We start from the raw sequence: 16662 nt of genomic DNA, 5'->3' as shown, positions 1-16662 counted from the left end.
AGGCAAAATTTAAAAGTGAAGTACTTTTTGAAATGTCGAGAATTGCGGTCGATTTATTGGTTATCTCTCAGATTCCTAGAAGGAATGAAGCAGATTTAAGAGAAGGTATAGAAAATATTGAAATTAAGATAAAATCATGTATACTAGAAATGTTAAAATGACTAATGACCATTATGTGAAATTGAAATATAAATTAAAAGGAATGTAAAAATACTATAGGATAAATTTCATTAAACATAGTGCGTTGGATAAATAACTTCTAGGAATTTAGGAGATGAATGAATGAACTCTGAGGCTAAAAAAAATATTATGTGGTGTCCTGTTTTCATAATTGTTACTATGGGTATAATTATGGATATATTCGTATCTATGGGAAAATGTAATATACCAGTAACGCAACCATATATGGATTCTATTTATTCAGGGATTGTAACTATTTCTGTATTAAATTTTACCTTGATTGCTTTATTATCGGGTACGTTAAGTACTTGTTATTATGGATATCAGTTAAAAGATATTTTAGGATTTAAAAATACTCCTGTAAATTTAAAAATTTTTATTACTGTCTCATTATTACATATGATACTAGCTACAATGGTTCTGTTTTTAAATTACATTATAGATAGTGTAAATGTATTAACATCTTTGTTATTTTCAATGGTGTATATTGTATGGTATACAGGACAGGAAATTTATAAAATAATGACAAATGAAAACTACTGTATTGATATTGTTAAAAACTATTATGAAACCATAGTAGTTAAGGAAAAAATCAATTATAACTTATTTAAATTTCACTTGAATAAATTATCAAAAGCATTAGAGATAGCGATTGAAGAGAAAAATAAAGAGGATAAGGACAAAGTATTAGAGATGTTACGTACACTTTGTGCCTTTATGAAAGACGCGGAAAATAATACGGAGTATTATGATTACTCCATTTATTTAAAATTTGTTTTAGATAAGCATGTTGTAGATTTGAGTTTGCAATTTGGATATAACGAGATGGTTAAAGAAATAATTAATTTATATGAAATTGTGTCACACAATCAATATGTCAGAAATGATTTTTTGATATTACCACTTAAGGAGATTCAGTTTTATGATGATAAAATATTGCAAAGTTTTAACTATCTAGATCAAATTATAGATTTAAGCTTACTTGATGAGTACAAAAAATATAAAATAAAGGATGAGGACATACAAAGAATATTGCATAGCTATATTTCGAGTTTATTAAAAAATCAGCTATGTTCTACAACGTGTAAAAATGTAATGATTACAAATTATATTAGTAAATTATCTAGGTTTAATTGGAATTGTGAAAATCAACTTCTGCTAGTGGATCAGGTTGCACTGTTAAATCTATTACATTATCATATTATAACAAACGAAGATTTGAATGAACGGAAATTTCTTTTTAAAGAATTAGTCAAAAATACTTTTATAAACAATGTTCATAATAGCAACATTACATATTACAATTATTTGTCTATTATTCTTCAAGTGTTTTATGCCTATATTATGCACGAAGTAGAAACTCTTAAAGAAGATTATAGGGAAAATCTAAAGCGACTTTTACAAACAGATATTGCTACATCAAATATTGTACGATTGAATGTTAGAATGCTAATAAAAATGAATATTGAGGGTGTTCTATGTGCTATCGCACTTAGAATTGAGAAAGAGGACGATTATACAACAAAGTTCGAATATTTTCCCCCGTATATGATGGCAAAATCAGTAATTTGGACAAAAGAGTTTAATATCAGATTTATGTTTTTTTTATTCATGATATATAATGATGAAGTTGGATATTACTCTTTATATAAAAGATTCTTCAAATGGGATAAGATGAATAATACTGCCAAGCTACAAATTCTTAATGAGTTCATGAGCCTCTTTGATTATAATACAGAAGTACTTAAAATAAATATTATAGATAAGATAGGAAGACTAGCTGATTTAATGGAATGTTCGTTTTCAGTAAATGAGAATAAGCAAAAAGAATTATTTGAGCATATTAGGGAGGAACATGTAAAATTATTCACGGAAAATTCCAGCAATGTAGAAATGTCTGAGTTGAATTTGGAAGATATAAGATATCAACTTAATGAACTAATGAAACTTGAAAATGTCTTTGGATGGTCTGAAGATTATTATAATGAATTTTATGTAAAATATTCAACCCCCTATTGTATATGTAGAAAAGAACATATGAATAATAAAAGTGCTGCTCGAAATATACAAATAGCATGTTTAAGTGCTATAAATAATTTTATTAGTTCATCAACTAATGAGTTAGAATTATCTTTTGATGAGCAAGGAATCAAGAAGATGCTAAATTTCTTGAATAATTCAAAATATGATTCTAAAAATTATACGTTTACTGATGATTGGGCTTTTTCAAAAGAGTTGAGGGAGTCTTTAGATTTTAAGGAAATCATAAATAAAAATAGTTTTATAGATGACGTATCTACACATAAAATAAACTCCCGCATTTACTTCAATAGAGATAATTTTAAGTTTAATATTAAAATATCATATTATAAGTGGATAGATTTAACTGATAAAGAGTGTGTTGAATACATAGAGAATTCCAAAACGTATAATGGATTATATAATATAGATGGTGCTTTAATGGCAAAGGACAAAGCTATCAATACGGTACAAAGACTGTTCTGTAAAGAAAGGATAGTATTTAAATTAATGGTGTCTTTTAAACGTAATGATGTAACACATATTAAATTTAAGACTAGGGAATAACTTGAAAATTATTCCTAAAGCCTCCTATAGTATTTCATTTTATAAAAAGTGGGATATTCTTCTTTTGTATGTAGATATGGATAGGTTACAGTGTGAAGTATATACAGGGAATTCGAAATCACTACTAATACCGATAGATAGAGTTATAGTATTAAATAGGGACTCAATAGAGCCTTTTCAGATTAATATAGGAGATATGACCACCTTCTCTTATTTGACTACTGCAGACAAATTATTTAATGATGGCTATTGTTTAAAAATGAATTTTGATCCCGAAAAAGATTTAGTAAAGATAGATTGAAAAATTTTCAATAGTAGAAGACATTAAAGGCTACATAATATGCATTGTGTAGCCTATTCTCTATAAATGTGATAAAATTTGCGTAGACAGTAATTTTCTTAGAAAATTTTAAAAATCAACCTATAGAAGCAACATCTTACAAAATTAACCAAGTAAATTATCTATTGAAAAATTGGCTACACAATTATTATCATGCTTTTTTGGAGGGAGAATCAATGAAATATATCGAGGAGTTTAAAGAAGAACTGATCCGTCAGGATAAATCGCAAAATACAATTTCTGGTTATGAAAGGGATCTAAAAGATTTTAAAATTTTCTTTCAGGAAAAAGCCGGCAAAGAATTTCATCCGGAGGAGATCATTGCTCTAGACATCCAGGAATATAGATCCTACCTTCTGAATATAAAAAAACAAGATGTCGGCACTATTAATCATAAGTTGACAGCCATGGGGCAATATTTCAAATTTCTTGTGGCTGAGAACATCATGCGGGAGAACCCTGCTGCAGCTGTAAAGAAAATAAAGGTTCAGGCACCAACCCTTCCGGGATCCTTAGACAAAAATATTGTATACCGGTTACGGCGGGAATTCCATCGAGAGGGAAATAAAAGAGATATTTGCATCTTTGAGTTAATTTATAACACCGGTGTTAGAGTTAGTGAACTCGTTAATATAGATCTGGATGATTTTGATATAACGGACCGGAAGGGAGAATTAGATATTCGAGCTGGCAAAGGGATGAGAGCAAGGAGCTTACCTTTGAATAAGGATGTAAGAAACGCCATATTAAACTACTTAGATGTACGACCAAAGGGCAGCTGTAATAAACTGCTACTAGGCGAACGCGGCCCTCTGCAAAGGCAGGCAATTAATAAGATTATCAAGAAGTATAAGGATAGAGCTGGACTGGGAGAATACAAGATTGCGCCCCATACGTTCAGGCATCAGTTTGCATACGACTTACTTGATTCAGGTGAAGATATTGTAACTGCTGCAGAGCTTTTAGGACATTCTGATATTAACGTTACCAGAAGATACAGCTTGCCTACAAAGCAAGATAAACAAGCTGCCGTGGAAAAATTAGTTCTTAGCAGATAGAACAAATTTTACAAATAAAAAAGAGAAGTATCAATAGGATATTATTCCTGCTGATTCTTCTCTTTTTTTACCCATTTAATCTCATAGCCGAGAACATCTAAGATTTTTTCTATGTCTTTATAGGAGGAATGCCCCTAGGCTTACTTGTTTCATTTGCATAATTTGTCGAATGATACGAAGAGGATTTTGTAAAACAATGACAAAATAATAGATATAATAATTTTGAGGAGGAGTTTTCATGAAAAGACTTATTACATCTATTATCATTGTTATGATGATATTTAGCTTGCCGGCAGCCGCAGCATCTAACGAAATAAAAATAACTCTAGATGAAAAGCAGCTTCAACTTGATGTTCCGCCAACCGTTGTCGAAGGGAGAACGCTTGTGCCTTTGAGAGCCATATTTGAGGCTCTTGGAGCTAGACTTGAGTGGGACAATGCTACTAAAACCGTAACTGGCACAAAGGGAAACACTATAGTAATTTTGCAAATTGGTAACAAAGTAGCGATGATCAATGGGATAAAGAAGGAATTAGAAGTACCTGGAACTATCATTGATAACAGAACTCTGGTACCAGCTAGGTTTATTGCGGAAGCTCTTGGAGCAAAAGTGGACTGGGATAACAATACGAAAACAGTAGTAATTAAGAGTGTGGCAGAGGCTGCTGAAAAAACTACAGAAACAAAAACTACATACAAAGTCCTAAGAGTAGTGGATGGCGATACATTAGAAATTGAATATAATGGAAAAAAAGAAAAGGTGAGACTGATAGGTGTAGATACTCCTGAATCTGTCCATCCAGACGCTACAAAAAATAATGAATTCGGTGATGTGGCTTCAAAGTTCACCAAAGGCTTGCTTGAGGGTAAGGAAATAGAGTTAGAATTTGATGTGCAAGAAAGAGATAAATATGGTCGATTATTAGCCTATGTCTATATAGATGGCAAAATGTATAATAAGACGTTATTGGAAGAAGGATATGCGAAAGTAGCGACTTTCCCACCAAATGTAAAATACGCAAATGATTTTGTTCTAATCGAAAAGAAAGCTAGAGATGCTAATAAAGGATTATGGGCATATGAAGAGGTAGAAAAAACTGAGGCGGCTGAAATAACTACGCCAAACGAACCTTCCCAACCGAAACAACCTACAGCACCAACTACCCAAAGTGGAAATGTGTTAAAGGTTAAGGCTGGAGAAAATGCTACTGTAACCATTCAGGGAACACCGGGAGTAGAATACAAAATTTCCGTATTCTATTCATCTGGTGCCAGTAAAGCGGCAGGGCTGGAAGCTAAGAAAGCCGATTCAAATGGTAATGTATCATGGACATGGAAGGTCGGGTCGTCCACAAAGCCTGGAAAATATGATGTTGTGATCAAAGGAGATAAGGAGATAAAACTCACATTAGAAGTAGAATAGAAAATACAAAGGGTGGGAGCAATTAGGCTTCCATTCTTTGTATTTTGTGATTTGATCTGTTATCGACCTACTAGATAATAAAATAGCTTTTATTTCAATATAGTACCAAAATTGCTATAATAAAGTAAGAGTATCAAATATTATACCATTGGTTGATAACTGTAACCTAAAGATTTGTTTGAGAGGTGATTATTATCGAGGTTAACAAAAAGCGTATTATGATAGGCTATGAAATATGGATTTTTTTACTTGCTATAATAGCTGTTTCAATAACCATTCTAGACTTAAATAACCGTATCATAATTACGCCGAATTCATCTATCTATTGGCTAGATAATGGCATCTTAGCATTTTTCACGGCTGATTATTTTATTAGACTTGCGATTTCCAAAAACAAAAAAGAATTCTTTAAGTATAACATTTTAGATTTAGTTGCAATTATTCCATATAGCTCTGTATTCAGGATTTTTAGGGCCTTCAGACTTATCAAAGTTATTAGAATAACAAAGGCATTTAAAATTACTAGGCTAATCAGAGGGTTTGCATTGGCAAATAAAATTAAAACGAGGGTTAGCACATTTGTTAATACTAATGGATTCATTTATATACTATATCTTACAATAATTACTATTGTTCTTGGTGCAATAGGTATATATTTTGCAGAATTCAAGTCTAACATCAAGTCATTTGAAGATGCATTATGGTGGAGCTTTGTAACAGCAACGACAGTAGGATATGGAGATATTGCGCCTACAACAACTATAGGCAGAATGATTGCAGCTATATTGATGATTGTAGGGATTGGATTTATCAGTATGTTGACTGGAACAATTGCTACTTTCTTTTTAAAGGTTACTAAAGTCTCCCGAAATAACCAGATTACAGCGGTTGTAGATATTTCAGACTTAGGAGATGAAAAAATTAAACAAGTCTTAGATTATATAGAATTTATACGAAATAAATGATAAAACTTAATTTTCTTGTTTACTTACCTAAGTTTTGTACAAACAACTAAGCTGTATTTAGAAAATCATGGAAACTTAACTGGATATACTTAGGCTGTAATGCTTCAACAAACAATTTTGCTAGTTTTGATAAGTTAGGTAAAACAATCTCTATATGATCCTTGAACTCTATGACTGTAGCAAAAACACTTCCTAGCTTTTTTATCAATGCTTGAACACCTATATTCTGAAACTTGGATGAATTGAATGTAGTATTTTTCATTAAGGTAATCAGGTTATGAGTAATAAATACCAGCCATAAAAAGCCATATATCCCATAGAATTTTGACGTTCTTAGATTCTTAATTCCATAGATTTCTTTACAAGTTTTAAAAAAGGCTTCTATGGTCTGTCTTTCATTGTAGAAATGAAATAATTCAATAGCACTCATTTTTTCAGAGCTTATGTTGGTAATCAGATGAGAATATTTGATTTTGCCGTCTTTACCAACAAATTCGCAAGCAATGATTCTTAGATCTTTGGATACAGGAATTTCTACAATATGCACTTGAATATTAATCTTTTGCCACTGGTTATTTTGTATGGTCTTTGCAAGGTTTGCTGACTGTTGAGAAGAAAATGCTTTTACAACGAATTTGACTTCTGTTCTTTGCAATATCTTAATATTATTAAAAGAACCATAGCCTGAATCTGCTCGAATAATGAGTTTATTCATGGATAGATGCCCTTTGAACTTAAAAGTGGTTGCTTTCAGTAGATCCTCGAATCTATTACCACAAGGATAGGGCATTTTCCATAAACAGACTATGATGGATATACTCAAGCTGATCTATGTTTGGTTCGCTAAAGTTGGTCAAGAAACGGTTAATCTGCGATTGAGCAGGAAAATGATCCATACCAAGGAGACTGGTAGCTACAGTATCGGGAATTAATTTATCATTAATGTCACTGGTATAATTACACCCCATGACAAGAGAAGAAATCAAGGTTTGCAACCTGTTTAGATTCGTATAATTAACACTTTTCATTCTCAGATTAAAAGCCTTAAAAGCTCAAGGAAATTGATTTTATTTGCAAATTGAATTACAGATACAAGCCAAGCAGAAGTATTTACCACTTTATTCTCATCTAGTTTGAATGATATACTTTTTATAGGTGAGATACCGCTTTTCGTAGGATTTTTTTTGGAATAAAAAATACTTCTACTGGCGGCTAGTTCTCACCTTTTGTTGTTTTTTGGTAATTCAATATGGAAATTTCATGAAACCGCTATGGTTTTGTCTGTGCAAAATCTAGGTAATTAAACTTAAAATATATACAATGATTACTATATATGGTGTATATTCTATTTGAGGATTTGATAAACGCAATATATAGTGTGTTAAATAGATAAATGGCATTTGAGCTAAATTATTATAACAACTTGATATAAATGGTAATAGGCGGTAAAATTAAAAGAAAAATAGGGTGTGATACTATTGTTTCAAGAGATTGAACAGATTAAAGAGAGCTATATTAATCTCCAAAGTAATAATTTAATAGATGACATGACCGAAAGTGATACAAGAGAGAAGTTAGTTGTACCATTTCTTAAAGCATTAGGATTTACGGAAGATTGCTTATATAGAGAGAGGCCGATTATAAGGGGTAAAGCAATAGTTGATGTTGAAGTAAGAAAAAATGGGAAAACTATTTTGTTAGTTGAAGTTAAAAGAGCCTCTGTTAATAAGCTTGACCCACACTTGTATCAATTAACAAGTTATTTGAGTAGTAGAGAAGAAATTGAATGGGGTATTTTAACAAATGGAAAAACATATATTCTTGTAAACAAAAGTTTAAAAGCAGATTTCAACCAGAAAAAAGTCCTTGACTATAATATTTTTCACAAGTTTGATAAAAATACACTCAATTATTTTACCTATAACTACATATTTCAGAATAAACTTACTCATTATTTGAAATTTACTAGACAATATGAAATACTTAAATCAAAAGAGAATAAAAATAAGGTATCGTTTAGTAGATACTATGAAACTATAAATAAATATTTTCAATACTTAGAAAAGACTATTGGTTATAGAGATATAAAGCATTTAAATGCTGAAGATTTTATTCAGTTTAATAAGAATGATATTCTTGAAAGTTATAAGAGAAATAAGCCGATTACCAAAATAAACACAATAAAAAACAGGTATGCTCATATAAAGAATTTCTATGATTTATTCGAGAAGGAAAAGCTAACAGATGAAAATCCTTTTAAGTTCAATATATCTGATAAAGAATTAGTCGATATATATGGATTGTCTCTTGATGAAGAAGAAAAGGAACCGCTAACAGTTGATGAAATTAGATGTATTTTAGAGGGCTATGAGATTACACGACAGCCTGAAAGAAATAAACTTATGTTTCTGTTATGCTTATACTGTGGAGTTATGAGAGAAGATTTATTATCATTAAAGATTACCGATATCGATACTAAAAAGAAAACAATAACTTTTAGAGATAAAACATTTGTCTTGCCACAAGAATTTATAAATAGAATAGAAAATTATATTTTTAATATAAGGAATAAGGAATTTAATAGTGATTATTTTTTTCCAAGAAAGTATAGAAACTCAACAGAAGAACCGCTTTCCATATCGGCTATTAATACAATAATAAAGAAGGCTGAAAGTTTTCTAGCTGACGGATCTAATTCAAGAGAAGTTCAAATTAATCCAGAAAAAATTAAAGGTATGCTGGCAAAGAAACTGTTTGAGGCTGGGTTTACACTAGAAGAAATAATTTCTATAACAGGGATTTCACTGGGCACTCTTTCTGCATATATAAACACGGAAAGCATCATAGAACGAGCTGAGGTGAAAATGTTAGATAAAAGACATCCATATAGAAAGCTATTTAAGGAATTTTAAATATCAATTTTAGCAGATACAGCCACATTTATTGTCAGTCATCAGCACCCCAGATATGTGGAGTGCATAATAGGAATGCAAAGGAAAGATACATAGAAATCCTGAGTTTTCAGCACTTTGCGAGATATACTACTTTCATCACGGATGGCAATGATTTTAGGAACAAGGTGCTGAGAGATAAAATTGAAGTTTCCGTTGTTCTGGACATGGAGTGTGTAGGCATGTTTAATGCGTGCGTAGATTAGAGTATTCAGACATGTCTATATTACGCAGTGTGAAGTTAATTTGGGATTGGGCAATGATGAGAGAATGGCATCTTTTTAGCTGGCGTTCTCTTTTTATATATAGAGTTTGATGAGATTAATGGAAATAAATTCATGTAAGTGATATAATCATATCGATAACGTTGTTTATGTTGATATTATAATATATGGAGGTTTTTTAATGCCGGATGTGAATGAGCTTCTCAATATTGCGATTAAGGAAACAGAGAATCTGAATCAAGGAGAAGTTTTCCTTGTGAGAGACTTATTTAAAGGTTATGAGTGGAACAGGATTTCTCGTAGCGAGCGGCTTCTACTTGGTACACTATTTTTAAATTATGTGAATACATCAAGAGGTTCCATCCAAGCAATTGAGAAAACCTCATCAGGGCAACAGAAGTATAAAATTAATGTGAGATAATTTGTTCTGACTTATAATCAGGAGTTACAAAGTTAAATTTTTCATAGATTATTAAGTTTGGTTCTGGGGTGATAACATGGAAAGAATTAAAACTAATGCAGGGGCACTGCCTTCTAATGCGGGTGATGATTTTCATCTTTTGTGGGCAGCTCAAAAAATATTGGAAATGCTTAAGCCTAATGTAACGCTTACAGCAGTAACCGTAGAGGGTCCTGCATGGCAAGATTCAGTTTTATCTGATATAGAGGATAGTAAGTTGTATGCAATTGACTTAGCTGAGTATTATGGAGGTACTGATTTTCAAAGTGCGTCAAAAATAGTTTTTTCTCAATTAAAATATAGTACATATATGGGTGACGTGGCATGGACTGCTGCAAGTTTATGTCGGTCTGATAACAAGAAAAAGGATAATTCAATTATTCGGAGACTTGCTGATGCTTATAAAGAGTATACAGAAAAGAATGAAGATTCTAAAGATAAGCTTATTATAAAATTTGTCAGCAATCGTCCCATTTCTGATAGTTTTAAAAAAAGCATCGCAGAAGCAAAAGAAGTTTTAGCGAAAAAAAATTATAAACAAGCAAGCACCCTAATTAAGAATCTTTGTCCAGAATTTAAAATAGAAATTGAAAGATTATATAAAGAATCTAACCTTAATTCAATTGCATTTCTAAGTTTTATTAAAATGCTCGATTTTGAGGATTGCGGTACGGCTACAAGAAGCATTAAAAAAGCTGAAATAATCCAACAACTAGGCAATTGGGGGATAGATAGCTTACAAAACAAGTATAACGAAATAATAATGACCATACGGGATCGAATGATGCCTGGAAGAAATGCAAATGTGGCTATGACTAAAGATTTTGTATGTTCCCTCTTTGGTGGCAATTATGCTCGATTTTTCCCGGCTCCTACAAACATTCCCTTGTTGAAAACTGGTTATATTGAAAGAGAATGCGTTTATGATTTAGCGAAAATTGTATTAGGACAAGAAAAAACGCCTATATGTGTCCATGCAACAGCCGGCATCGGAAAAACTACTCTTGTTAACAATATGGGAAAGTATCTCCCCGATGGCTCTGCTGTGGTCTTTTTTGATTGTTATGGAGGAGGGACATATCTACAACCTTCTGACTCAAGATATGAATGCGATACAGCCATACCTCAGATTTGTAATAGCTTGGCACTTGAATGTAAAACCGAATTTTTATTGGAACGCAGATTAAAGGAATCTGAGTTTTTCCAGGAGTTATGTATACGGCTGGAACATGCAGTTAAATATGTAAAAGCATTTTCTGAAAACGCTATTATATTGTTAATTATTGATGCAGCAGATAATAGTGTATTTGCAGCAAAACAAAATGGAAGGACTTGTTTTATTGATAAATTACTGCAACAACCTTTACCTAAAGGTGTAAGATTACTTTTGACGTATCGAACAGAACATGAGGATTTTTTTACCTTTCCAGATAAAGCAATGTTTTTTGAAGTTCCTGCTTTTAATTTGCATGAAAGTACAGAACATATCAGATCTTTTTACCCCTCAGTAGAGGACGAAACTTGTTTAGAATTTCATCATTTAAGTAAAGGGATACCACGGGTTCAGGCATACACATTAACTTCAAAACGAGAAATATTCTCTGAAGTTATAGATATGCTACGTCCAAATGGTAAAACCACTGAAGATTTGCTTAATGGTATACTTGATGAAATCTGGCAGAGATATGGGGAAAGAAATGAAGAAATTTCATTAATCTTCGGAGTCCTTATTAATTTGCCGCGACCAATACCAATAGTGATTGCTACTAAAATATTTGGCTGTTCACCGGAAATGTTGCAGAGTTTAAGTGTAGACTGCTCTTTCGGTCTTTATATTGAAAATGACTATATTTACTTTCGTGATGAAGATTTTGAAACGTTTTTACGAGAAAAATATTGTGATAATTTAAAAGCAGTCAGTACTATTACAGATTATATGTACCAGCATCGGCACCAAGATTCGTACTGTGCGAAACATGTACATAGTTTCCTTGCCCTACAGACCGATATTTCCAGGCTTTTAAATATTTCCTTGGAGGAATCAATAGATGAATCGCTTGTGGATATTACAGAAGCTAGCAGGATTATGCTCTCACGAATTAAATCTACTTTAACTATTCCTGTCATAAAGACACAGGAATACTGGAAGGAATCTTTTCAGTTGATATACAAAATCATTGACTTTTCCAAAAGTGATGAGTCTATCAATAAACTAATACAAAGTAATCCTGAACAGGCATATTTGTATTGTGATAACAACACTCTTTTAAAAGTATTTACCACTGATAGAAATGATTTTGACAGTTTAGGAAAAGCAGTTTTTATCTTTTCAATGAAATCTGAGACAAAGACAAAAGCTCTTTCCTACCTGGATAGCTATAGGGGTGCTATCAATTATTATTATAGTAAACCCAAAGAAAAGCAAAATCCTGTAAAAAGGCCACACTTAGGTGATATTGTCAATGTAGCAGATTCACTGCTCAGACTTAGAGACGAAACATCGATGAGACGCTGGATAACCTCTTGGAATAATAAGAAATTCCAGGCAAACGTATTATTTGAAGTTTTTGTGCAGTTAATTAACAGAAATAATACACAAATGGCAAATCAAGTTGAAAAAATGAATTGGTCATTTCACTGTAAACTCGCTATAGTTGCAGCTTATTTAAAGTGCAAAAAAATACCTCCGATTTATTTGGTTGGATATCTTATAAAATTGTTTAATAAAATGCAAGTTTTGAATTTGGCTAATCTTAATAAAGATCATGTGATTTTGTTCCTCGAGCATCTTTGCAAATATGATAAAGATAGGAATATACTTCTTAGTATTATATCAAAGTATCAGATTAACTATCGTATTTCACATTTGCCCTATATTCATGGTGATAATGAGCATGAACTAGACTGCAATATAAGATTCTATGTATTGGAAAAAACATTGAGGAACGAGAACATTAATTCCGAAGATTTTTGTGATAAAGATGACCTAAAAAAGGATAAGCGATTTACACAGAAAGAAATTGATGAACGCATAAAAGATATTAAGAAAGTCTACGGCTTTCTCCTTCCAGCTTATACGTATCGAATTCAAGTAATATTGGGGGGGAGTAGAGAGGCTACAGAATTGTTATATAAAGATTGTTTGACTAAATTAGATCGGTTGTTTTGGAATGATCTTGATTATCAAAAATCTGGAAGTATTCGCCTTTATCTGTTAGCTTTATCTGATGCTGTTTTGTATATGAACACAACGGATTCTCATGAAATACATACTAGTCTACTAAAAATAGCACGAACTGCCAAAATATATCGCGATACGAAATTTGCCTTAGCAGATTTATGCTCATATGACCGACGTTCGCACCAATTCACTTTAGAAACACTTAAGTCTATATCTGATGAACTTATTCAACATCCTATATCAGCTATGGAAGCATCGGAGGCTTATATTCAATGTGCTCAGATTGGACAAAAAGTTGAAATAAACGTTGGGCAGAGTTATTTTGAAAAGGCGCTTCAAGCTGCGAAAGGCTTGGATTACGAATCATATAGAAAGCTTGAGCTTTTTAATGTTTTGTCCAATGTCGCTTCCAATAAAGGATACTTATCTGACATCGAGCTTTCTCATGAGTTTATGCGTTTAGCTGAGGATTTTTATCGAAAAATGGGTGACTCAAATAATTTTCCATATAAAGAAGTCTTTCAAACAGCAACAATATTATGTCCAAAAAATATTTTTTCTGTAATATGTCGGCTGGATGATCGTAACGATTTTGATCATTTTTCCCTCCCTGAAAGTGTCTTTTATGTGCTATCAGAATTGTTGGAAAAAGATGCTTATCAGCTAGATATTATAGCATCGTTATCTACGATTTTGCTACCAGAACAGCCATCTGATTACAGTGATCTAGCAAAAAAAATATTAAAGCAACTAACTAAAGCGCCAATTACAGTTCAACAAAAGAGTCTAGATATTTTGATTCATGATACTTTATATAATGTGCCATTGAGCTATAAAGATACATTAGCAAAGGAGATTATCGTCTACATCAATGATTATAATCTTTTTAGTTGTAAAAATAGCTCGGAGATTACAGCCTTACATGATTTCCTTTGCACCACTAATAATAAAGATGTGAAAAAACAGCGGATAGAAACTGAAAAAGCAAATTTACCTATTCCAGATATGGAATATATACAAACCATATCTGACTCTATACAATTAGTGGACTATTTAAAAGAATTAGATCGGGATAGTCAAGTCAAATTTGTTGATCTATGGCTTGCCAATACTTTACCAGAGAGTTATGTTTCTAACGCCAACATGTTGATAGAAGCTTGTTTAATTGGAGTTTATTCTATCGAATCTTCAAAGATTATGAACGTTTTTATAAAACATATATGCACATGGAGTGTTTGGCCATCTGTGGAATCTTGGAGAAATGATGTAAACATCCAAAGAAAAATATTTGTAGATCATATGGATAAGATTTTGAGTTCCTATCATGATTATTATGATAAGTTAACTAGAATATTTAATGTTCAGACAACTGATATTCGAACATTCTTTATAGAATATTTGATATCACAAGACAATATTGTAAGTGAATACATTATTGAAATATTAAAGAAATTATCTATATGCCTTTCTGCAGATTTTGCAAAAGAAGCTTTAAAATGGTGCATTTCTACAGAAATTCCTTCAATACATCCTTTGTCCGGAGATAAACCATTTTCTGATAGCTTTTTGCATAACGACGAGGAATTAATACCGGTTTGCAAATTGCTATGGCGGATGCTTGGGCATCCAGATAAAAAATATCGTTGGACTGCTGCGCATATAATACAAAATTTATATTCATGTGGATACTCAAGTACTATAAGTCATCTTATTACTTTATATCACTCTCCTTTTGATTCGCGATATATGGATAAAAATAACTTTTTCTTTGAAGAGTCAGCTAAAATATATTTTTTAGTTGTATGCCTTCGAATCTTTGGCGAAGAACCGAAAGAGGGAGTCTCCTTTTATAACTTTTTTAAAGAAATTGCGTGCTCAGAGCAAACTACTCATGCATTACAAAGAAGGTTCGCCAAACATATTAGTCTTAGAATTGCTGATACAAATTACTCTGGTGACGTTGCGCAGCTATTGAGCTCTGATGAACTAAAGCTTGGAAAAATTAAAAAGACTCCTAGATATGCAAGAGCAAATTATTCCTTAAAGCAAAAATTCCGTTTTCATTTTGATACGATGGATACGCTCTGCTATTGGTATGATGATGTTGCTGATATCTTTAGTCTCACTCAGGAGGAAGTTGCTAAAGACTGTGATAACTATATCCAACAGTTCGGAATTGATAACGATAAAACTCGAATATGGCGCGATGAATATTTGCATTATAATAGATATCGTAACCGGAATACGGATAATAGACATGGTAGTTTACCAGAAATTGAAACCTTGGATAAATATGCTGAGTGGCACGCAATGTTCTATGTTGCAGACCAATATCGTTGCACCTTGCCCTATTCCGAAGATTCATATAAAAACTACTATGATTGGCTAGATTCATATCTTCCCGGATATCAGAGGTATTGGAGTAGTGAGTATCGTGATCATATTCCTTTTATCCCGTTTTTATGGGAATTTAAAAAGTATAAGAAACCAGAAAATGATGGAGAATATATGATTCCATCAGATTTAATCCGCTCATTAATCATAAGTGGAGATAATATTGTTTCCTACCTGAGCTATAATTCTTCATTTGATCAAAGCAGTCAGAGGATTAAGATAAAGAGCGCTTTAATTAATGAGAAGGACATTGATAGGCTAATTTGCGAATTAAAGAAACCACACAACATATTTGAGGACTTTGATTTTGAATCAGATCCGGAAGAACGTAGATATCTCGAAAAGACTGCTGTCACAATTTGGCCTACGTGTATTGATGTGGACTCTTTAAGAGATGACCGGCTTGACCAGCATGATCCATTTGCAAAAGATGTATATACAAATATCTTTTCTTTTTCGGAGGATATTATGAATTATTGTGGATTTGAAGGACTAAATAATGTAGAGGCGCTTTTGTTGCCTACTAAAAATAGGCATTTACCGTTTCATATAGCAAAATGGAGTGAACCAAGTGAAGAAGGAGGATATGAAAAACAAGGAACATATGGTAGTATTGCTGAAATCGAAGCCAATCTATGCTTGGAATTTCTTGCAAATATTAATAAGGCTATCATTTTTGAATATAGTGTGGTTTTTGAAGATCAAACTTATCATTTCTACGGAACTCCAAGTAAGGCAGCCAAAGAAAAAGGAATTTTTGTCATCCGTTCAAATGGTATTACAGAATCGTATGTATTACAGCAAGATTCTGATAGCTCTTATGAATAAAATCGGTGGTTTTTTAGGTTTGTATTAAATGTAGTAGCCATTATCTCAGAAACAATAATGATGCTTGATAAG

Annotated in this window: 9 protein-coding genes; 7 read left to right on the top strand and 2 right to left on the bottom strand. The window is 32.1% G+C overall.

Going from position 1 to position 16662, the window contains the following annotated elements; all coding sequences use genetic code 11:
- Positions 1–282: 282 nt before the first annotated feature.
- The 4 genes from Gferi_RS01110 (at position 283) to Gferi_RS01090 (ending at position 6552) form a co-directional block, all read left to right on the top strand.
- The gene (locus tag Gferi_RS01110) at positions 283–2766 is read left to right on the top strand and encodes a hypothetical protein (protein ID WP_069973861.1); all 2484 of its coding nucleotides are present in this window, start codon (positions 283–285) and stop codon (positions 2764–2766) included.
- Between the two features lie 516 nt (positions 2767–3282).
- Positions 3283–4164 carry a tyrosine-type recombinase/integrase gene (locus tag Gferi_RS01100; RefSeq protein ID WP_069973859.1) on the top strand — a complete coding sequence of 294 codons (882 nt, stop codon included), beginning with the start codon at positions 3283–3285 and terminating at the stop codon, positions 4162–4164.
- Positions 4165–4402: 238 nt separating this feature from the next.
- Positions 4403–5587 (top strand): stalk domain-containing protein, encoded by a 1185-nt coding sequence (locus Gferi_RS01095; RefSeq protein WP_069973858.1) that lies wholly within the window; start codon positions 4403–4405, stop codon positions 5585–5587.
- Between the two features lie 218 nt (positions 5588–5805).
- The gene (locus Gferi_RS01090; protein WP_069973857.1) at positions 5806–6552 is read left to right on the top strand and encodes a potassium channel family protein; all 747 of its coding nucleotides are present in this window, start codon (positions 5806–5808) and stop codon (positions 6550–6552) included.
- Between the two features lie 46 nt (positions 6553–6598).
- Here Gferi_RS01090 and Gferi_RS01085 read toward each other — a convergent pair whose 3' ends face one another.
- Together Gferi_RS01085 and Gferi_RS27880 are read right to left on the bottom strand one after the other, a co-directional pair.
- A complete protein-coding gene (locus Gferi_RS01085; protein WP_083273302.1) occupies positions 6599–7342 on the bottom strand; it encodes a transposase in 744 nt (247 codons plus the stop codon).
- Positions 7323–7580, bottom strand: a complete 258-nt coding sequence (locus Gferi_RS27880) for a hypothetical protein (RefSeq protein WP_156782293.1) — start codon at positions 7578–7580, stop codon at positions 7323–7325. Before Gferi_RS27880 ends, Gferi_RS01085 begins: the two co-directional genes overlap by 20 nt.
- Before the next feature lie 450 nt (positions 7581–8030).
- Here Gferi_RS27880 and Gferi_RS01080 point away from each other — a divergent pair, with 450 nt between their 5' ends.
- The 3 genes from Gferi_RS01080 (at position 8031) to Gferi_RS01070 (ending at position 16590) form a co-directional block, all read left to right on the top strand.
- Positions 8031–9464: a tyrosine-type recombinase/integrase gene (locus tag Gferi_RS01080; protein ID WP_069973855.1), complete on the top strand. Its 1434-nt coding sequence runs from the start codon at positions 8031–8033 to the stop codon at positions 9462–9464.
- Between the two features lie 444 nt (positions 9465–9908).
- Positions 9909–10148: a single-stranded DNA-binding protein gene (locus tag Gferi_RS01075; protein WP_069973854.1), complete on the top strand. Its 240-nt coding sequence runs from the start codon at positions 9909–9911 to the stop codon at positions 10146–10148.
- Positions 10149–10224: 76 nt separating this feature from the next.
- Positions 10225–16590, top strand: a complete 6366-nt coding sequence (locus Gferi_RS01070; RefSeq protein WP_069973853.1) for a P-loop NTPase family protein — start codon at positions 10225–10227, stop codon at positions 16588–16590.
- The last annotated feature ends 72 nt before the right edge of the window (positions 16591–16662 follow it).

Origin of the sequence: Geosporobacter ferrireducens (assembly GCF_001750685.1) — a bacterium.
In the GTDB taxonomy this organism is placed as follows: Bacteria; Bacillota; Clostridia; order Peptostreptococcales; family Thermotaleaceae; genus Geosporobacter; species Geosporobacter ferrireducens.
Note: the sequence above shows the minus strand (reverse complement) of the source record. Positions and strands in the feature narration are given on the sequence as shown.